The organism is uncultured Porphyromonas sp. (assembly GCF_902489635.1).
Lineage (GTDB): Bacteria > Bacteroidota > Bacteroidia > Bacteroidales > Porphyromonadaceae > Porphyromonas.
Genome location: NZ_CABUAN010000009.1, coordinates 38,679 through 58,923 on the forward strand (window position 1 = coordinate 38,679; position 20,245 = coordinate 58,923).

General features: G+C 53.3%; 16 protein-coding genes. 2 read left to right on the top strand and 14 right to left on the bottom strand.

The features are described from left to right. Positions 1-2: 2 nt before the first annotated feature. The 9 genes from RDM37_RS03210 to mnmG all read right to left on the bottom strand — a co-directional run bounded on the left by RDM37_RS03210 (position 3) and on the right by mnmG (position 12,269). The gene (locus RDM37_RS03210) at positions 3-1,211 is read right to left on the bottom strand and encodes a DUF4374 domain-containing protein (protein ID WP_298889301.1); all 1,209 of its coding nucleotides are present in this window, start codon (positions 1,209-1,211) and stop codon (positions 3-5) included. A 39-nt stretch (positions 1,212-1,250) separates the two neighbouring features. Then, a complete protein-coding gene (locus tag RDM37_RS03215) occupies positions 1,251-3,635 on the bottom strand; it encodes a TonB-dependent receptor (RefSeq protein ID WP_308554942.1) in 2,385 nt (794 codons plus the stop codon). A 291-nt stretch (positions 3,636-3,926) separates the two neighbouring features. Continuing rightward, the gene (locus RDM37_RS03220) at positions 3,927-5,513 is read right to left on the bottom strand and encodes a peptide chain release factor 3 (protein ID WP_308554944.1); all 1,587 of its coding nucleotides are present in this window, start codon (positions 5,511-5,513) and stop codon (positions 3,927-3,929) included. 10 nt (positions 5,514-5,523) lie between these two features. Then, complete coding sequence (locus RDM37_RS03225) at positions 5,524-6,678, bottom strand: DegT/DnrJ/EryC1/StrS family aminotransferase (protein WP_308554946.1); 1,155 nt, start codon at positions 6,676-6,678, stop codon at positions 5,524-5,526. 147 nt (positions 6,679-6,825) lie between these two features. Next, the gene (deoC, locus tag RDM37_RS03230) at positions 6,826-7,692 is read right to left on the bottom strand and encodes a deoxyribose-phosphate aldolase (protein WP_308554948.1); all 867 of its coding nucleotides are present in this window, start codon (positions 7,690-7,692) and stop codon (positions 6,826-6,828) included. A 24-nt stretch (positions 7,693-7,716) separates the two neighbouring features. Further along, the gene (locus RDM37_RS03235; RefSeq protein WP_299366391.1) at positions 7,717-8,091 is read right to left on the bottom strand and encodes a nucleotide pyrophosphohydrolase; all 375 of its coding nucleotides are present in this window, start codon (positions 8,089-8,091) and stop codon (positions 7,717-7,719) included. Continuing rightward, a complete protein-coding gene (dtd, locus tag RDM37_RS03240; protein ID WP_308554950.1) occupies positions 8,091-8,543 on the bottom strand; it encodes a D-aminoacyl-tRNA deacylase in 453 nt (150 codons plus the stop codon). Before dtd ends, RDM37_RS03235 begins: the two co-directional genes overlap by 1 nt. A gap of 12 nt (positions 8,544-8,555) precedes the next feature. Further along, positions 8,556-10,364 carry an excinuclease ABC subunit UvrC gene (gene uvrC, locus RDM37_RS03245; protein ID WP_308554952.1) on the bottom strand — a complete coding sequence of 603 codons (1,809 nt, stop codon included), beginning with the start codon at positions 10,362-10,364 and terminating at the stop codon, positions 8,556-8,558. 27 nt (positions 10,365-10,391) lie between these two features. After that, on the bottom strand, positions 10,392-12,269 hold the full coding sequence (gene mnmG / locus RDM37_RS03250; RefSeq protein ID WP_308554953.1) for a tRNA uridine-5-carboxymethylaminomethyl(34) synthesis enzyme MnmG: 1,878 nt from the start codon (positions 12,267-12,269) through the stop codon (positions 10,392-10,394). Positions 12,270-12,853: 584 nt separating this feature from the next. On the opposite strand from mnmG, the gene RDM37_RS03255 reads away from it, so the two are divergent. Then, the gene (locus tag RDM37_RS03255; protein WP_308554955.1) at positions 12,854-14,068 is read left to right on the top strand and encodes a porin; all 1,215 of its coding nucleotides are present in this window, start codon (positions 12,854-12,856) and stop codon (positions 14,066-14,068) included. Between the two features lie 392 nt (positions 14,069-14,460). Here RDM37_RS03255 and RDM37_RS03260 read toward each other — a convergent pair whose 3' ends face one another. The 5 genes from RDM37_RS03260 to rbfA are packed head-to-tail and all read right to left on the bottom strand — an operon-like array spanning position 14,461 to position 18,871. After that, positions 14,461-15,798 carry an MATE family efflux transporter gene (locus tag RDM37_RS03260; RefSeq protein ID WP_308554957.1) on the bottom strand — a complete coding sequence of 446 codons (1,338 nt, stop codon included), beginning with the start codon at positions 15,796-15,798 and terminating at the stop codon, positions 14,461-14,463. Then, positions 15,799-16,701 carry a dTDP-4-dehydrorhamnose reductase gene (gene rfbD, locus RDM37_RS03265; protein ID WP_308554959.1) on the bottom strand — a complete coding sequence of 301 codons (903 nt, stop codon included), beginning with the start codon at positions 16,699-16,701 and terminating at the stop codon, positions 15,799-15,801. Further along, positions 16,698-17,276, bottom strand: a complete 579-nt coding sequence (locus RDM37_RS03270; protein ID WP_308554961.1) for a DUF4924 family protein — start codon at positions 17,274-17,276, stop codon at positions 16,698-16,700. The genes rfbD and RDM37_RS03270 overlap by 4 nt, the downstream gene beginning before the upstream one ends. A gap of 4 nt (positions 17,277-17,280) precedes the next feature. Beyond that, positions 17,281-18,495 (bottom strand): FtsX-like permease family protein, encoded by a 1,215-nt coding sequence (locus tag RDM37_RS03275; protein ID WP_308554963.1) that lies wholly within the window; start codon positions 18,493-18,495, stop codon positions 17,281-17,283. A 40-nt stretch (positions 18,496-18,535) separates the two neighbouring features. Next, positions 18,536-18,871 (bottom strand): 30S ribosome-binding factor RbfA, encoded by a 336-nt coding sequence (gene rbfA, locus RDM37_RS03280; RefSeq protein ID WP_025883509.1) that lies wholly within the window; start codon positions 18,869-18,871, stop codon positions 18,536-18,538. Between the two features lie 723 nt (positions 18,872-19,594). On the opposite strand from rbfA, the gene RDM37_RS03285 reads away from it, so the two are divergent. Continuing rightward, positions 19,595-19,948, top strand: a complete 354-nt coding sequence (locus RDM37_RS03285) for a PepSY-like domain-containing protein (RefSeq protein WP_308554965.1) — start codon at positions 19,595-19,597, stop codon at positions 19,946-19,948. Positions 19,949-20,245: the final 297 nt, after the last annotated feature.

The following is a 20,245-nucleotide window of genomic DNA, read 5'->3' on the forward strand; positions in this document are numbered from 1 at the left end:
GTTTAGAGCTTTATGATTTTATAGATGCCAGCAGGTGTAGTCACTACGGGCTTGCTACTACCCTGCCCTGTAGCTGGGTCGTAGCTGTAGAAGCCCAGACCGTCTTTAGCGTGTATGCCGAAGTAGATCTTGCCGTTGTAGGCGATGGAGGCAAGAGCACTCCAGCCACTAGATCCAGGCAGTGGGAGTATCTTGCCCTTGCCACTCTTGAGGTCTAGCTCGTAGGGGACGAAGTCTTTGTTTTTGGTAAAGGTCTTGTCGTTGGGATCGACAACGAGCGAAGGCTTCTCCAGGAAGAAGTAGACCTTGCCCTGATAGTAAGTCATCTTCATACCGTAAGAGGTGGGCTCTGCGCCATCAGCTTTGGTCACGGAGACGTAGTACTCCTTGTCAAAGTCGGTCTCGCCCTTTTTGATCCGTAAGATACCCTCAGGCTTGCCAAACATGGCACTGCGAGGTCCTGAATAGAAGTATATGTTACCTGCTTCGTCGAGAATGGCACTGGTGTGTCCGACCATACCAAGGCTCTGTACGCGAGCGTCCTTGATGACCTTCTCGACCTTGTCCGTGGCAACGTCTATGACGGCGACTGTGGCAGGCTCATCGTATAGCTCCATCATAGACTTTGTCTGATTGAGACAGAGGAAGAGCTTGCCATCTCGCACGATACCAGTCCCAGCGTCGGGATCTTTGTCAGGAGCCTCAGCCTTGGGATCTGTAGCAGCATAGGGAGAGAGGTCTATCTCGCCCGTCTCTTGCATGGTGGAGGGGTTAAAGATGATGAGCTGACCACGGCTAGCGCAGGTCACGCCGTAAGCCTTCGTATCGCTGGCGAAGATGACCTCGATGACGTTGGGAGAGCCCTTGAAGGAGAGTGTGGCGACCTCCTTGAGCTTGCCCTCGCTCATCTGATACTTGCGCAGCGTCTGCTCGCCACCGTAGCCGAACATACTACCCGACATGGCGTAGATGTAGTCGCCGTACTTCTCTAGGAAGAGGTGCCCCACGGGGAGGGTCTGCGAATTGTCAAATGAGGTCTGCACGCCCTCTGCGAGGTCTGCTAGGGGGGTGATCTGGAAGGCATTCTCCACCTGAGAGGCGTAGATAAACTTGGCTTCCTGCGTCTGCGGAGTGTTTTCCTCCTTTTGGCAAGAGCTGAGTGTGACTAGCCCTAAGAGGGCTGTCAGGATTAGTAAGCTAAGATGCTTCATCGTTCTATTATTTATTAGGTTTATAATCATCTTGAGTAGTTAGAATGTGACCTGGAGCTTGGCACGTAGTGAGCGTGTCGGGAGCGGGTACTGATACTCTGCCCATTGTCTTGTGTTGAAGAGGTTATTGACCTCAAGTGCTAGATGGTAATGCTGGAAGAGCGTGTACTGCACTCCTACGTTGAAGTTCCATCGGCGAGGTACCTGTAGTCGGCTCACCTTGCTCGCCTCCCACCCATAGCTAAAGGGTGCCGTGTACTCGCACGCTATAAAGCCCTCGCCATGATCATCGGAAAGGAGTAGCTGGTCGCCCTGTAGACGGATCTCCGCATTGCCAAAGAGGTAAGGCATGTTGGGTACACGATAGTTGTAGTGGAAGTTTTGACCGCCCCCAATCGCTGTCCTCATCTTGTCACGTGCATCTTGATAGGTGATGTTGGAGCGAATGGTCAGCCAGGGGAAGAGGTTGGCATAGAGCTCCGCCTCTACCCCAGCTATGCGAACCTGGCCGAAGTTTGTGTACTTCATGATAAGGCTCTCCATGGCTAGCTTGATCATATCCCTCACATTCATATAGTATCCGTTGAGGTCAATGCGGCAGTTGGGGTAGTCGTCAGGGTTGCAGAGCCAGTTGACGCCTAGGTTGAAGTTAAGGCTTCGCTCGGGGGCTAGCTTAGGCGAGGGGTAGATGAGTACGCCGTCACCGATGATCTCCTCGGCACGAGGGGTACGCATGGTGTATTGCGTAGAGCCTTTGAGCGTAAGATTGGGGAGAGCCTTGACAGAGATAGCCTCGCTACCGCCCCATACGGAGCGTGAGCTGGTGAGTGGAGCGTGATCCTGCTCGTAGATGGTGAAGCCTAGGGGAGATACTGAGGAGTAGAAGTAGACATGCTTGGCGCCCAGCTCATTGGTAATGCGCTCGTCCCATAGCTTCCACTCGTGTGTCAAACCTGATATGAGAGAGTGTATATACCCAGGGTAGCCACTCACAGCGAGCTTGGTATACTTGCTAGCTAGCTCATCGTGGGGATCACGTCGGGCGAAGCGGTAGGAGATATTGCCTAGGAGACGATGAGCGGGCGACAGCTGGTAGCGCAGGTTTAGCTGCTCCTGTATGTTGATGAGCTGGTCATGTGAGTCATTGGGTGTGCTACCTATCTCGCCTTGACCGGAGCCACTGGGGAAGATGCGCCCAGCGAAGTCGTAGCAGTAGTGCGAGGTGTCCACGTGGTTCAGCAATTGGTACGCGACGATACTTGTCGAGCTTAGATAGAGCTTGTCGTCTAGTATGCTCTTTGCGACTGATAGCGCACCCTGTAGGCTCGTCGTGTGGGTGTGGGCATGCTGGATGTTGTTTTGCAGATTGAGGACACCTCCCTGTATCTCCTGATAGGTGCGATCAGCACCTAGCGAGAGCGACAGATGGTCTATCCACGGCTTGTGCAGGGACAGGGACAGAGAGCCTCCATAGCTCGCATAGGTGTCATGATCTCGTCGTACCACCAGTCCTTGCTCAAAGGGGGAGTCAAAGGTATAGTCATTGTCCGTGTAAAGCCCTTGGAGAGCAAGGGAAAGGTTCAGTCCGAGAGCGGGCAAGTACTTATTGGCGCGCAAGCTCCCCTTGTGCGTATGGAAGGAGCCTACCTCATAGGAGGCGGTCAGATGGTCTTGTTGCTCATCGTGACGCAAGATTATATTGATCGCTCCGCCTAGACCCTCGCCACCGAGCCACGAGGGGATGATCCCCTTGTACACCTCTACATGATCTATCTGGTCTACAGCAAAGGCATCAAGACTAGTTTGATCAGAGCTCCCGATAGGTACCCCATTGACAAAGATAGCAATGCGCTTGCCGTCTAGACCTTGTATGATCATACGGGAAGTGCTACCGATGCCGCCCGTGCTGGTCACCTTGACACCCATAGAGCGGTTGAGGACCTCATTGAGCGAAGAGACCGTACCGTGCAGCTCTCGTGTGTCGATGACGGTGATGGACGAGGGGATCTCACGCAGTCGCTGTGCCTCCCCCTTACCGTGAACGAAGACTGTGCCTAGCTCCGCCGTAGAGCTCGAGAGGAGGATACGCTGAGGAGCTTGGCTCGCCCGCTTGCTACTATAGCGGAGGATGTAGTCTTTGTAACCTACATAGCTTACCTTGATATGATATTCCCCCTTAGTCGGTAGAGACAAGGTGAAGGCACCAGTAGTATCCGTAGCTACCCCTTGATGTAGCTCCTCAACCCACAGTGAGGCACCGATGAGTGGCTCCTGTGACGTAGCGTCTAGCACCACACCGCTGTAGGTGCGTCGCCCGGGATTGCTCTGAGCAACGAGCGTGCAGAAGGTCGATGATAGTGCGACTAATATTAGGCTATATACCGTGCGACCTAGCCAAACGCGATGATGCGAATAGATACTCATGCGTGTTGTAAACAAAACTTTATCTACACGCAAAGGTATTAGCTATTCTCCTCGTTTCCAATACCTAATGATGGGTAATCGTCGCGATCTGTCCGTTTTTACAAAGGGTCGCTCGTGAGATTTGCGGAGTCTAGGACCCGCTGAAATGTTTGCAGGCTACAGACTAATGTCGGGAGCTCTAGAGTGCCGAGCTCAACATGAGTCTGTAGCCTGCGATAGTATCTTTGCCTGGTCTATGAACGAGACCTTTTTTTGACCCTGATTAGGCAGCGGGTCGCGAGCAGAGATGCATTAGAACTCGCTGGTGAAGTGGAAGCGGATGTGCGGGAAGTCTTGTTGAGCCATCTGCAGGATGTAGCTGCTCTCCGCTAGGTAGACGTCTCGACCAGCACTATCTAGAGCCATATACTGAGCTTTGCGACGCTTGAAGTTGGCCAGCTCCTCAGCATCGTCGCTCTCGATCCAGCATGCTTTGTAGAGGTGCAGCGGCTCCCAGCGACACTCGGCGCCATACTCGTGGAGCAGTCGATACTGGATCACCTCGAACTGAAGTTGACCGACGGTACCGATGATGCGTCTGCCGTTGAACTGATTGACAAAGAGCTGTGCTACGCCTTCGCCCATCAGTTGGTCGGTACCCTTGATGAGCTGCTTCTGCTTCATTGGATCCGCATTTTCGATATACTTAAAGAACTCAGGACTAAAGCTGGGAAGCCCCTTGAAGTGGAGCATTTCGCCTGACGTGAGGGTATCTCCGATGCGAAATAGACCCGTGTCGGGGAGTCCTACGATGTCGCCGGCATAAGCGTCATCGATGACCTCTTTCTTATTGGCCATAAAGGCGGTAGGAGAGGAGAAGCGGACCTGCTTGTCGAGGCGTGTGTGACGGTAGTAAGCGTTGCGCTCGAAGCGCCCTGAGCAGACCTTGACGAAGGCGATACAGCTGCGGTGGTTAGGATCCATATTAGCGTGGATCTTGAAGACGAAGCCAGTAAAGCTCTCTTCGTAAGGACTTACCTCTCTCTCCTCGGCCTGTACGGGCTGGGGTGAGGGTGCGATACGTACGAAGGTGTCTAGTAGCTCACGCACGCCAAAGGTATTGAGCGCTGAGCCGAAGAAGACGGGTGCCTGCTCACCAGCAAGATAAGCGTCGTGGTCGAACGTGGGGTAGACGCCCTCGACCATCTCGACCTCCTCGGCGAGCCGCTCGGCAGCTGCGGAGCCGATATGCTGTACGAGGTCTGGCGAGTCGAGACTCTCGATATGGTGGATGTCCTCAACAACATGCTGTTTATTGGGCGTAAAGAGGTTGAGCTCGTGGTCGAAGATGTTGTACACGCCCTTGAAGCGATCTCCCATGCCTATGGGCCAAACCATCGGTGTAGTCACGACGCCGAGCTCTCGCTCTACCTCGTCGAGCAGGTCGAAGGGGTCTAGTCCCTCGCGGTCGAGCTTGTTGATGAAGACGATGACGGGTGTGTGGCGCATACGGCATACCTCCATGAGGCGACGCGTCTGCTGCTCGACACCCTTGGCGTGGTCGATGACGATGATGACGCTATCCACAGCGGTGAGTGTGCGGTAGGTGTCTTCGGCGAAGTCTTGGTGACCTGGCGTGTCGAGGATGTTGACTTTGTAGTCCTTATAGTTGAAGCCCATGACACTGGTTGCCACGGAGATACCACGCTGACGCTCTATCTCCATAAAGTCACTAGTAGCACTCTTCTTGATCTTGTTGCTCTTGACGGCTCCAGCTACGTGGATGGCGCCTCCGTAGAGGAGGAGCTTCTCGGTGAGGGTTGTTTTACCCGCATCTGGGTGCGCTATGACGGCAAAAGTGCGACGACTGCTTATTTCTTTTTCTAAAGGGGTGGACATCGTAAGATGATTAGCTATTGTACTTGTAAACGAGCTGACGGATGACCTCGACAACCTCTAGGGTGCGGGCGCCTGTCAGCGTGCTATCGTTGGGCAGGTAGAGCAGATCGGGTGCCATGCTCTGCGCTACGCCGCTGACTACACTGCTGTAGGACTGAAGTGCGGGCAGCTCGCTGAGACTCTCTAGTGGCGGTAGGAGCGGAACGAACTGCTCCTCCTGCAGCGCTCGTCCGAGCTCGTGACGAGAGAAGTGAAGCATCGTGGGCTCGATATGTATCGGCTGACTACTATAATTAGGTCGATAGCTGTGCGGTGCGTCATCTGGCCAGCTTAGATAGCGAAGGCCGAAGGCTTGCGTGAGGTACTTGCGGTAGAGCTTAGCCATGAGACGCTTTTTCTCTATGGCCTCTTTAAGTTGTGCTAGCTGAGGTAGTAAGACTGCCGCCTGCAGAGGGGCTAGCGGATAGGGGCGTAACCAAGCTTCGATCGAGAGCTTCTCCTGAGCACTCCAACTGTGATAAGGTGCATCGATGGAGAGACTGCGGTTTTCGGACCAACTAAGCGCGCCGGCCATGCCAGCCTGTATGATCTCGCCCGTGGAGAAGGAGAAGAAAGAGAGCTGCCCCCAGGTACCACATGCTCGCTCATCGATAGAACTCCCAAGCGCCTGCGAGCAGTCCTCGATGATGGTCATATTGTACCGTTGCGCCACTTCGCAGAGGAGCTCCATATTGGCGGGGATGCCGTGAGCATGCGCCACGATGATGGCACGGGGTAGGGGAGTGCCCGCATTGGTCATACGCTCGAGATGCTTGCCGAGGAGGAGCGGATCCATCGCCATGTTGAAGGAGGTGACCTCGACAAAGATCGGACGCAACCGCATCGCGAGCAAACAGTCGACATACTCCTTGCGCCAGTAAGCTGGTACAAAAAGAGACTCGCCCTCTCGCAACTGTAACATGCGGAGTGCGGCGGTAAGTGCTACTTGTGGCGAAGAGGTCAGATGGATGGTGCGCTCGACACCCAACAAACGGCGCAATGCTTGCTCAAATCCCGTACAAAGTCCCGAGTCGGTCAGAAAATCGTCAGGAATTTGCGCTTTGATAGCCTCTTGTGATGGGTAAACACCCTGATAGTTAAGCTGTTCTGTCGATATTGGAGGCATCTTCTATAGTTTCTCGTTTTGGCTAGTTTCGGGCCGTTTGGCTCTTTTGTTGCTCTCTTTAGCTTTGCGTTGAGGAGATTTGGTAAAAAGCTATGCCCCTCTCCACTTTCATCGGTGTGGCGGGGCATAGCTTTTTAATTTGTCTCTTTATCCCTCGATCGCCTTGAGGAGATTTTTGCCAAGACTGCTAGCACCTAGACGGAAGAGCTCAGGGGTGAGCCACTCCTCGCCAAGGATCTCCTTGACGATGCAGTAATACTTGACCACGTCCTCTGGCGTGCGGACACCACCGCTGGCCTTGAAGCCTCGACGCTCGCCGTGTAGCTCGTAATACTTGCGTAGCGTCTGGCACATAACGTAAGCGGCCTCGAGTGAAGCGCCTGGATACTCCTTGCCTGTGGAGGTCTTGATGAAGTCTGCGCCTGAGTAGAGCGACAGGATCGATGCGATCTGTATCTGTCGTGGATCAGCGAGCAGACCGGACTCGATGATCACCTTGAGATGCGCTCCACGAGCGGCATCCTTAAGCTCCTCGATCTCGGTGCATACGCCGTCGTAGTCCTCTGAGAGGAAGCGGTTTAGGTTGAGGACAACGTCTACTTCGTTGGCTCCCTCGGCGACAGCCATAGAGACCTCAGCGACTTTGATCTCTGGGAAGGTTTGGCTAGCGGGAAAGCCTGCAGCTACCGATGCGATGCGTACATCGGGACAGGTGAGCGTAGCCTTGACAGTAGGCACCAGAGCGGGATAGACGCAGATGGCGGCTACGTTGGGGATGTCGGGATGGGTTGTCTCAAAGTCGTTGACTCCAGCGACCATCTTGGTGACGCTCTCATCTGTATCACCTCCCATCAGTGTGGTTAGGTCGATACAGCTGTAGAGTAGCTTGAGGACCTCTGGTGTGTAGCACTCCTTATAGTGCTTGTCGATGATCGCTTGTACCTTGGCGGTAACATCTCCCTCGATAGGTTCGTAGAGCGAGATTGCTTTATGGTATTTGTCTATCTGATGCATCAGTTTCTATTGTTTGAAGGTTTATTATTCTGTTGTATCTGCTTGCTTAGAGCGTAACTTGTCGTTATTTAGATGTCGGGTTGCGTCGCGCTTTGTCTTCTTCTGGAGGTTCTTTTCAAGTGCCTCTTGTAGGTTGACTTCGCACTGGTTGGCAATGCAGGTGAGTACCCAGAGCAGGTCTGCCAGCTCGTCCGCAAGGTCGAGATGATCGGACGCTTTGGCACTCTGCTCGCCATAGAGCCGTGCCATAACGCGTGCCACCTCGCCCGTCTCCTCCGTGAGGATCGCCATATTGGTCAGCGGGTCGAAGTAGCGCACACCGTAGGTGCGTATCCACTTGTCGACCAGCTGCTGCAGCTCGTCTAGCGTCGTCCCTTTTACTTTGTTTGTAGCGTCCATTAGAGCGTGTCGGTGTCTAAGATTATGGTCACAGGTCCGTCATTATGTATCTCTACCTGCATATCGGCTCCAAATTTACCGGTTTTAATTGAATCTACGCCCATAATGAGACGCATCTTAGCGACAAACTGCTCGTAGAGCGGCTCCGAAACCTCACCCTTGGCAGCCTCGATATAGCTCGGACGGTTGCCTTTGCGGCAGTTTGCCATGAGCGTAAACTGGCTCACGACAAGCGCTTCGCCACCAATGTCCAGCAGTGAACGATTCATCACGCCCTCCTCATCGTCGAAGATGCGTAGCTTGCACACCTTCTGGCAGAGCTTCTCGATCTGCTCGGGGCCATCTTCGTAGCCGACGCCGAGGAGTAGGACGATGCCTTGCTGGATGCTCCCGACGCAGTTGCCGTCGATCGACACAGAAGCGTGGGTGACTCGCTGTAAAAGTGCTTTCATACTGTTTCTTCTCTAGGTTGTTTCTGTAGATTCGTCGGGGTGTAGGTGATTGTACAGCTTGTTGCCCTTACTCGTGCCGAGGGTTGCGATCAGTTCGGCACGACTAGCCTTGACGACTCGCTGGGGTGTCTTGAAAGCTTGCAGCAAAGTCTCCTTACTACGTGCTCCAATGCCCGGGATCTCGTCGAGGATGCTCTTCGTCTGCTGCTTCGAGCGACTATCTCTATGGAAGGTGATACCAAAGCGGTGCGCCTCGTCACGGATATGACAGACCACTTTGAGCGTTTCCGACCGACGATCCAAGACCAAAGGCTCCGACTCGCCAGGACGATAGAGCTCTTCGAAACGCTCCGCAAGACCGAAGACGCACACTTTGTCGTAAATGCCTAGCTCCTTGAGCGTCTCGCAGGCGACATGCAGTTGCCCCTTGCCACCATCTATGATGATCAGGTCTGGGAGCGACTGTCCCTCGTCCAGCATACGCCGGTAGCGTCGGTAGATGATCTCACGCATCGTCCGATAGTCGTCAGCCCCGACGACTGTTTTCACATGAAACTTTCTGTACTCGCTCTTCGCCGGCTTACCATTCTTAAAGACCACGCACGCAGCCACGGGATTGGTACCTTGTATGTTTGAATTGTCAAAGCACTCCATGTGGCGGGGTAGGCGATCGATGCCTAGATCCTTCTTCATCGTAGTGAGAAGACGCGTAGCTCGCTGCTCGGGGTTGAGCTTCTCCTGACGCTTGTAGCAGTCCCAGCGGTAGCGTGACACGTTGAGCTGAGCCAGCTCGAGAAGCTGCTTCTTCTCACCTCGCTGTGGCACCGTAATTCGATAGTTGTCGCCTTCCCATTCGCCAGGCTCCGCTAGGATCACCTCACGAGCTGTGCTGCCGAAGCGCTGTCTTAGTTCCTCTATCAGGTAAGCGAGCAGGTCACTTCGCGAAGAGTCGACCGTCTTCTTGAAGGTTAAGTTGTGCGCTAAGACGACCGCCCCGTGGCGTACCTGCATCATACAGACGAAACCATTGACGTCGTCCTCATCGTATGCAAAGACATCTGCCTCGCGAATGTTGGGCGCGACAACATGCTTGCCCGAATAGCGACGCAGCGTCTCAATGTTCTGACGATGCTGCTCGGCTCGCTCGAACTCCAGCCGCTCGCTCATACGATTCATCTCTTCTACCTCCTCCTCGATGAGGACGTTTATCTCTCCCTTGAGGATGCGTCGGGCTAGTTGCACCGCATGGGCGTACTCCTCAGCCGAGACCAACCCTTGGCAAGGGCCGCCGCACTTCTTAATATGGTATTGCAGGCAAAGATCCACCCGCCGTTCACGCACCACCTCGGGGGTCAAAGCATAGCGACACGAACGCAGCTGAAGCACCCGATGAATTAGATCGATCACGGTGTGCGCCATCGCCACATTGGGGTAGGGGCCATAATAGTCTCCCTTGCCCTCCTCCTTTCTCGTGGCGAAGATGCGTGGAAACGGTTCGCTCGTGATAACAATGCGTGGGTAAGACTTGTCATCCTTGAGCAGTATATTGTACTTCGGCAGGTGGGTCTTGATCAGATTGTTCTCCAAGACCAAAGCCTCCGCCTCGGTATTAACTACGAAGTACTCTAGCTGGCGAATTTCACTGACCAGCCTTGTTGTCTTCGGATCTTTTGGCGAATTGTTGAAGTAAGAGGAGACACGATTGCGCAGATTCTTCGCTTTGCCCACGTAGATGATCGTCCCGTTCTTGTTGCGGTACTGATAGCATCCTGGGTCTTGCGGGATGGTTGGAAGGATAGCTTTGATTTCGTCTCGGTTCATTTCGATTGTTTCACGTGAAACGGTAAGCTATCGTCCCAGTAGAACTAGGAGTATATTGATATCGCTCGGGGAGATGCCTGGGATGCGGGCGGCCTGAGCGATAGTGGCGGGGCGGATACGAGAGAGCTTCTCACGAGCCTCTATGGGGAGTGCAGTGATCTGCTGGTAGTCGAACTTATCGCCTAGCGTCAGCGACTCCAGGCGGTGAAGCTTCTGCGCGGCTTGCTCCTCCCGCTCGATGTAGCCACGATACTTGATGGCGGTCTCGGTGCGTGTGAGGACCTCCTTGTCATCACCGATCAAAGTTGCCACCTGCGTGGCAAAATCGTCTAGCTGGGCAATCAAGCCGCTGAGCGAAACGTGCGGGCGAAGGAGTAGGGTAGTGAGCTTAGTACCGAAGTCTAGCGGCTTCTCACCTAGACTGGTGAGGTAGCCGTTGACCTCCTCCGGCTTGACTGAGTAGTTAGCACAGAGATTGTCTAGAGCTGCTATGCCCTTTTTGATCTGCTCGAGGCGGTTCAGTCGCTCTGTGGTCGCTAATCCTAGCTGCTCCGCATAGGGCGTCAGTCGCAGGTCGGCATTGTCTTGACGCAGGAGTATACGGTACTCAGCGCGTGAGGTGAACATGCGATACGGCTCGTCGACCCCCTTGGTTACGAGATCGTCAATGAGGACGCCTATGTAGGCTTCGTCTCGTCTTAGGATGAGCGGAGCCTTTTCTTGTAGGGCTAGGGCAGCATTGATGCCTGCGAGGAGGCCTTGTCCAGCCGCCTCTTCGTAGCCGGTGGTGCCGTTCACCTGACCAGCTAGGTAAAGGCCAGGGACCAGCTTACTCTCCAGCGTATGGTGCAGATCGCGAGGGTCAAAGAAGTCGTACTCGATCGCATAGCCTGGGCGGTAGAGCTGTACATCTCGCAGTGCGGGGATCGTCTGTAAAGCTCGGATCTGCGTATCGATAGGGAGCGACGAACTAAAGCCGTTGAGGTAATACTCGTTTGTCTCCTCACCCTCGGGCTCGAGGAAGAGCTGATGGCGTGTGCGGTCGGCGAAGTTGACAATCTTCGTCTCTATGCTGGGGCAGTAGCGCGGGCCGATGCTCTGTATCTGACCGTTGTAAAGTGGCGAGTCGCTGAGCGAAGCGCGGAGTATGTCGTGGCAAACTTCGTTGGTATAGAGGATGTAGCAGGAGCGCTGTCGCAGATGACTACGCTGCATCGGGAGGAAGCTGAATTGTCCCGCCTCCTCGTCGCCTGGTTGCTCCTCTACGAGCGACCAATCTACGGAGCGTCCATCAATGCGGGCAGGGGTACCCGTCTTCATACGACCGGCGTGATGCCCCGCCGCTACGAGACACTCTGTGATGCCGTGGCTGGCCGGCTCTGAGATGCGTCCGCCAGGGATCATCGTCTTACCGAAGTGCATCAGCCCCCCGAGGAAAGTCCCTGCAGTGAGGATCACCTTTGCCGCTGTAAAGGTCATGCCCAACTGCGTCACTACCAGATGTTTGCCACCCTCTGCGCCAAACTTTATGTCTACGACGAAGTCTTGCCAGAGTGCCAAGCGATCCGTCCGATCTAGCTGGCCTCTCCATAGCTCCATAAAGCGCATACGGTCTAGCTGCGCTCGTGGGCTCCACATGGCTGGTCCCTTGCTACGGTTGAGCATGCGCCACTGTATCGTAGCGGCGTCAGACAGTTGCCCCGTGTAGCCGCCGAGCGCATCTATCTCTCTCACTATCTGTCCCTTGGCGATTCCCCCCATGGCGGGATTGCAGCTCAGCTGCGCCACTTTGTTCATATCTCCCGTGATGAGGAGCGTCGAGGCACCCATGCGTGCAGTAGCGCACGCTGCCTCGCAGCCAGCATGCCCTGCACCAATTACGATAATGTCAAAGTGAGTCTTCATTGTAGATCCGTAGCCTCGGCTGACCTGTATCAGCCTCATGCAAAGATACGAATTTAGAGGTTAGAGATTGGCTATTGGCTATTGGCTGTTGGCTATTGGCTAGTAGTGCTAGTGGCCCTGGCTGGGCAAATTCAACGTCAGCTCGTTACAATTATTTAGAACAGGCTACATATCGATATGGGGCTGTGTCGGGGAAAACTGATTTCCACGTGGATATTTCAAAATCTCCACGTGGAGAATAAAAAATTCTTCGGAGGAATCAAATGAAACTTCGGAGGAATGAAATGAAACTTCGGAAGAAATGATTCGTCCCCACGTGGGGGATAAAAAATATCCACGTGAAGATTTGAGATTCCCCACGTGGATATTCGAGAAAGGAGGGAATCGGACTGATTTCCCCGTAAAGATATGTAAATGGAGATTAGGGGTTAGAAGTTAGAGATTAGAGGGGTGATACATTATTAATGATGCGTCAGCCCTGAACGCCAACAAGCTATTAAGCTTTCGTTAAGTAGCGGTCAGTCCATCCGAATATCCCTACCTTTGCATAAAGATTTAACTTCAAACTTCTAATCTCTAGACTCATGACTTCTAAGATGCACATGCGAATCATCGCTATTAGCTCTCTCTTCTTACTTCTCTTTAGCGTATCAAGTTATGCGCAGGAGCAGGTACGCTTCACATTCAGCGGATACGTGCAGGCTATCGCACAGTACGGATCTGAGGCCGACTACATCAAGGTGGGCAACGTCACACCTCCCTACGACCACTCCACTACGAGGATGGGAATACGTCGTGGACGACTCGCTACCCAAGCAACTTATGGTGACCTGGGCGCCAAGATCGAGATCAACGCTACAGACCAGAAGCTCTCTATCTTCAACGTCTATGCCGAGTACAAGCCCCACTGGGCTGAGGGTGCCTTCGTCAAAGGAGGACTAGCAACGATAGATTTCGGCTATGAGCTACCTTATAGCTCTAGCAAGCGAGCAGCCTTCGAGCGATCACTCTATATGGCCGATCTCTTCCCTGGAGATACCGACATGGGACTGATGGTCGGATACAAAGGAGCTCTAGACCCGAGCAAGCGGTGGCAGCTTGAGTCGACACTCTCTATCCTAGCTGGCAATGGAGGCAAAGGAATGATGAAGAATACCCCAGACCTAGCTCTACGCCTAGCTCTCACCGAGCAAGGTAGTAACCACAACGTCAGCTTCGGACTATCAGGATATGGTGGATATCTACCAGCGACGGATGGTTACTACGCCTTTGACCAGGAGACAGCTACGCTCCAAAATGATCACATGCTACGTGCTTACGGCGGTGCCTTCCTCACCAGCACGATCAAGCATCAAGGCGGACAGCTGATGCTCACAGCTGAGGGCATTATGGGTTTGCAGCCTGGATGGCAAAACGCTAACCTAGCAGTGGGTCCCAAGGCGCCTGCTACTTTTGAAAACAATATCCTCGTACAGCGTCACTTCATTGCGGGTATGGCACAACTCGTGGAGCGTATCACACCAGCTAATCTAGAGCTCTTCGGTCGGTACGCATACTATGATCGCAATAGGCACTTCGACCCGAAGGCTCAGCAAGATCTCAAGCTGAGCAATCTGACCGCACTGACCGAGGGACGCTCGCATCAGCTCTCGACAGGGGTCAACTACTTCTTCCAGCAGGATCACCTGCGCCTGTCACTCCAGTACGACTGCTTCCTGCGTCAGCAGATCGAGCAGCAAGCATTCGTCGCTGCCAAGCCGCTACACATGGTGACCGTGGGAGCTCAGTACAAGTTCTAGTCACGCTCCCGACAGCTCATACATCATCATCTATATATGATATCTGTATAGCTTATTTCTATATCTACTTATGATGATGATGATGGTGCGTCGAATCTGTTCATAACTCCCCCTGTGCAGGAGCTAATGATACTACTATCCTATCCGCTCTAGTCGGCTCTGGTAGCTACTTAGAGGGTATAAAAAGGCGAGACGATCGTGAGCAGTTACGGTCGTCTCGCTCTCTATCTGTACCTGTTGATAACTTGATCAAAACTGGTTGATAACTCAATGGTAACTTATTTGCATAATTGAAATCTTTTCGTAGCTATACAACTTTCCGAGATAAGCAAATAAGTTAGCCTTGAGTTATTGATGAGTTATGAACAGTTTTTTCAACAGAATGGTGGGGGTTATGAACAGCTTGTTGACACCCTCAGCGGACGCCTATACCAGATCGCCGTGAGGATCGCTGTACGTACCAGTAGGTAGCTGTCGAAAGCGATCCACAAGGCGGTCATGCCGAGTGAAGTATAGAGCAGATAGTAGAGCGCAAAGAAGACAATACTCGATCCGATCATAGACCACTTGAGACCTGCCGATCGGGTTGTGCCTGCGTAGATACCATCCCAAAGGAAAGCACCAAAGCCTACCAGCGGGATCAGTGCTGCCCAGAGATGGTACCGCCTGGCGTAAGCGATGATCTCGTCGTGACTACTCAAGAAGCGTAGTAAGCCATCGGGATAGAGCGCAAAGAGGAGCGCAGCGAGGAGTGACAGGACGATGCCTATGGCAAAGAGACGACTTATCACTGCGTTGAGTAGGTCTATACGACCCGCGCCGTAGAAGCGTCCTGAGAGCGACTCACCAGCATAAGCAAAGCCATCCATAAAGTAACTGAAGATACTGAAGAACTGCATCAGTAGCGCATTCGCTCCCACAGCGATCGCACCCTCACGGACGCCGGCATAGGTGAAGAAGAGCGTGATACTGCTGAGTAGCAAGGAGCGGAGCATCAGATCGCGTCCGAGGATGAGGTAGCGTCCGTAACCCTTCGTATCGGTGAAGTGGCTGAGCCTCAGATGACGCACGAGATGGCGATACCTAATGAGTAGGGTGGTGAGTAGTAGGAGTGCCTGGCTATACTGCGCTACACAGGTGCCGATAGCAAGTCCCTTGACACCCATCTGATAGTGGACGACGAGCGTATAGGAGACGAGGAAGTTGACCACCAGTGCGCTCATCGAGGCAACCATGGGGATGCGGGTGTTTTGCATACCTATGAACCATCCATTCAGCGCATAGATCATCATGACAGCAGGGGCTGCCGAGAAGATGATCTGGATATATTGCTCTGCTTCTGCGCCTAGTCGCTCAGCAGCCCCGCCTGTGACGACACCGCTCAGGAGCGTGGCAAAGGGGGAGATGATCAGTACGATGATCGTGCAGAGGAGTGCCATCGTGATGCCGCGAGCCAGCTGACGATTGATGTCAGAGCTGTCTTGCCGACCATAAGCCTGAGCGACGAGTCCTGTCGTGCCTAGCCGTATGAAGCCAAAGAGCCAGTAGATCGTGTTGGTGATGGTAGCCGCTACGGTGACTGAGCCGATAGCTTCGGGGTGAGCCATGTGCCCCGCCAGCCCTACATCGATGAGCGAGAGCAGCGGGACGGTGATATTGGAGATGATGTTGGGGATCGTGAGCCGCAGAATGTGACGATTTAGCCGTTGATCCTCTACCTTAGCGCGCATTTAGTCTATAGCTATCTGTAGTTCATCTTGCCACTGAGGAGGCGTGATGCCGTAGCAAGCCGTTATCCTATCGGTCGCCAGTACGCTGTAAGCGGGACGCTCGGCAGCCGTGGGGTACTCAGCCGTAGGGATCGGAGTCAGTTGTGACAAGTCGTACTCAGGCAGATGCGTGGCAATCGCTTCATGGGCCAAGTCGTACCACGAGCAGATACCTCGGTCGGCATAGTGGAGTAGGGGCGTGCGAAAGGTGCGCTCCGTATCGTAGCAAGCGACGATCTCGCAGATAGCTCGTGCCAGCGAAGGAGCCGACGTGGGCGAACCGATCTGATCGTTGACGACACGCAGTGGCTTCCCCTCACGAGCCAGCCGTAGCATGGTGCGAACGAAGTTGTGTCCCCACGGAGCCCAGAGCCACTGCGTGCGAATGACTAGATGCTGCTCAGTGGGATGCGTCGGGTGCATCAGGAGTGCCAGCTCTCCCTGACGCTTGGTGCGGCCGTAGAGACTCTGTGGATTGGTACTATCCTCCTCGTGATAGGGTGTACCCTGCTTCCCATCGAAGACATAGTCTGTGCTAATCTGTATGATCGGCAGACGGCTCTCTGCCAGCTGTGCCGGCAGTAGCGCATTGAGTGCCAGGAGATCACGATAGTGTACCGGATCTTCGGCCAGGTCTACCTGTGTGAAAGCAGCGCAGTTGACCACCATCGTCCAGTCGTAAGCGACAGATTGCTCTTCCCAGAGCTTGATCGCTCGGGATAGAGACTCCGTGTCGGTGTAGTCGAGCTGCTCATGTGTGTAGCTGACCAGTTCGTAGGGATTACCCCGCTCTGCTAGCTCTCGTGTGATACTGCGCCCTAGCTGTCCCGAGGCACCGAGTAAGATGATACGACCTCTGCTCATGACTGTGGCTTCGCTTGCGACTCCTCCTTGTGATGCTTGCGATGGTACTCCTGATCAAGTAGGGCAAAGAGGGCACTGATCTGCTGGTAGACACGCGTGTCGGTAGGGGAGTGCTCTGCTCCTGCCGTGCTGCTCCCTATGAGTCCCTGCATGGTGGCGTTGTATAGGATCGTGCAGAGGATCTCTATCTCGCCCATCTCCTTGGCGTGTGGATCTTTTGCTCTAAAGGCGACGATCGTCGGTAGGACTAGTATGTAGCACCCTTGGTAGACGATGTTGCGCTCATCTTGGCTCACCTTCTTGTGTATCGCCTCGCACTCCGCAAGCAGCTGCTTCGTGACGGGAGCGTGCTGACCGCTGAGGATCTGCGCGACCGACTCCTCGCTGAGTAGCTCTTTCATCAGACTTTGTCTGAGAGGATCGGACTGCATCAGATGTTGCTGGAGTAGCTCCAGTGGTTGTTGCTGTCGCGTGAGGATGCGTATGCTCTCCTCGGCGATCCATAGATGTATGATCTGAGCCGTGTACTCAGGTACGTCAGGCAGTAGCCCAGGAGTATTAGCTTGGTTTGTCATAGTATTAGTGTGAAGCGTTGCGGTGAGCGATCAACTTGCGTACGGGATAGACAGCCGCTAAGTACCCAACGGCAAAGACTAGTACAAGCACCACGAGTAGATCCGTCAGTCGTACAGCTACTGGATAAGGCTGCGACTCCAAAGCTAGATCGATCGTGAGCCACCCAAAGTGCATCTGTAGCAAGCAGAGGACAATCCCGACAGCTATGCCACCGACGGCACCGATGAGTGTCACCATCAGTCCCTCCAGCTGGAAGGTGCGTCTGATCTCCCGTGGCGTCTCGCCGAGTGCGTGCAGGATCGCTATATCCTCCTGCTTCGATATGAGAAGCATCGATATACTAGCCATCACATTGTAAGCAGCTAGTAAGAGGATAAAGGCAAAGATGAGCGACGTGATCCACTTTTCGATAGCCACGAGACGCATCAAGTGCGGTTGCTGCTCAGCGCAGTTGCGGACGAGGTACTCCTCACCTAGCTTCGTCGCTATCGCTTTTTGGATAGCTCCCTCGTCTGCTCCCTCATCCAGCTTTAGAGCTAGACCGTGCGCTTGGTTTTCGTCAAGCATCAGCAGCGAACGTAGCTCAGAGAGCGGTATGAAGATCGAGTTGTCGTAGACCACATTGTCGGTAAAAAGCACCGACACGGGTACACCCTGCGAGCGTCTCAGCGAAGTCATCGGCATGATCGGGTTGATGTATCCCTTGCGCTTGGGGAGCGTGATGACGAGCGGATCCGTGTCGTGCGCTATCACGTTGAGGTTGATGGCTATCGAGGCCCCCAGATTGTATTGCCCAGGATGTATCGCTATGTCGCCACTGTACAGGTATCGCTCCATATTAGAGATGCGCAGATAGGCACTATCTACACCATATAGATGCGCCGCGGAGAAGCTCTCGCCCTCCGTACGACTTACCAGACCCTCACCCCATACCAGCGGAGCGATCGATTCGATCCCTTTTATCGAACTAATCTCTTGGGTCACTACGCCTTGGTCCAGGGGCGCTTCGTCCCCCTTCGTGATCAGTAGCTGTGGATCTAGTCCGACCACCTTGTCGAGGATCATCTGCTCGTACCCATTGTAGATGGATAGCACGCAGATCATCGTCATCGATACCACGGCGATGGCCAGCACGCTCACGCGGGTGACTATATTGATAGCACCCAGCTTCTTGTGGGCAAAGAGGTATCGCCAAGCGATAAAGAAGGGCAGACGCATCGTGTGGAGCTAGCGAAAAAAGTGAGCTAGAGAGCGTAAGCTATTGCTCAAGCAGCTTGTCGATGCGCTCCAGATAGTCTAGCGAGTCATCTATATGGTACTCCATCTCGGGGATGACTCGTAGCTGCTTGCCCGTGCGCTGTCCCAGCTCGTAGCGGTAGCTACCAGCGTTGTCCTGTATGTACTTAAGAAGTTCGTCAGCACGCTCCGAGGGGAAGATACTCAGGTAAATATGAGCTCTGCTCAGGTCGGAGGTGACACGCACCAGGGTGACGCTCACGAGCACCCCCCGCAGCTGCTGCGTCAGTGGGCGAAAGATCTCTCCCATCTCCTTCTGTATCAGTCGTGCTATCTTCTGTTGTCTTCTTGTATCCATAGTGTCATCAGTCGTTATGCATACAAAGATAGCAATTAGTGAGGAGAGAGATTAGACTTTAGAAATTAGAGGTTAGAGATTAGAGGTTAGAGGGCTGGGTAAATTCAACGCCGACTCGTTACAATAATTTAGAGCTGACTACATATCAAAACAGCACCGTGTCGGAGAAAAGTGATTTCCACGTGGAGATTTCGAAATATCCACGTGGAGAATAAAAAATTCTTCGGAGGAATCAAATGAAACTTCGGAGGAATGAAATGAAACTTCGGAAGAAATGATTCGCCCCCACGTGGAAAAAGAAAAATATCCACGTGGAGATTTGAGATTCCCCACGTGGATATTCGAGAAAGGAGGGAATCGGACGAATTTCCCTGTAAAGATATGTAAATAGAGAGTAGAGGTTAGAGGGCAGGGCTGACACACTATATATAGTGGACCCATCTATGCCTCGCTTGTCGCTCATGCGTCGCTCCAGACAGAGCGATTATAACACGTCAGCCCTGTGGAAGAGCATGCTCTGCCAGTGGTGATTGAGAAATTAGCCTTACCTTTGTGGTTGAGAGAGGGAGGAGATCTTTCGTCCCCCCTTCAGTACTACTAATCTGATAACCCTATAACGAACCTATGAAAAGAATTCTATTTATAGCACTCCTGCTGAATTGCAGTGTAGCTCTGTTTGCTTCTTGTGGACCAACGAAGGATTGGAACCTCAGTGAGCAATGTATGAAGACCCTCAATGATCGCTATGCCAACGCCCGCATCCTAGAGGTGGACTACGACGACGGCATGGTCGAGGTGGAGATACGGCACGACAAGAAGGATAAGGAGGTGCTCTTCACAAAGTCCTGTGAGTGGATCTCCACGAGCTGGGATGTCGCTCGGAGAAACGTCCCCGACGTTGTCCTGAAGGCACTCCAGCAGAAGTATCCCAATGGACTCATTGACGATATCGACTTCATCGAGATGCCTCAGGGCTCTTACTATCGCTTTGAGATAGAGCTGAGAGGTCAGCAGGACGAGTACGTCTACATCACGCCTCAGGGTGTGATCACTGAGGTACGCGTCTATCACAGATGATCCGCTAGCTACTAAATAGCAATAACGCACAAGGCGGGCTAGACCACGTGTCTAGTCCGCCTTGCTGTATATCTGCTCAATGCTTGTCTCTGAGGAAGTAACGTTTTGTAATTACCATAGGAAGAAGTCGTCTGTCGGATTTGGGCTATTGGATATAAGAAAACATTATGCTACATTTGCATCAGAACATGTTGCTTTATGGGAAACAACTATGGGGAAACAGAATGAGCGAGGGGCATCGATGATGGTTGTCTCTCTATGCGAGAATTTTTATAACAACCAAATACGTTAAAACCA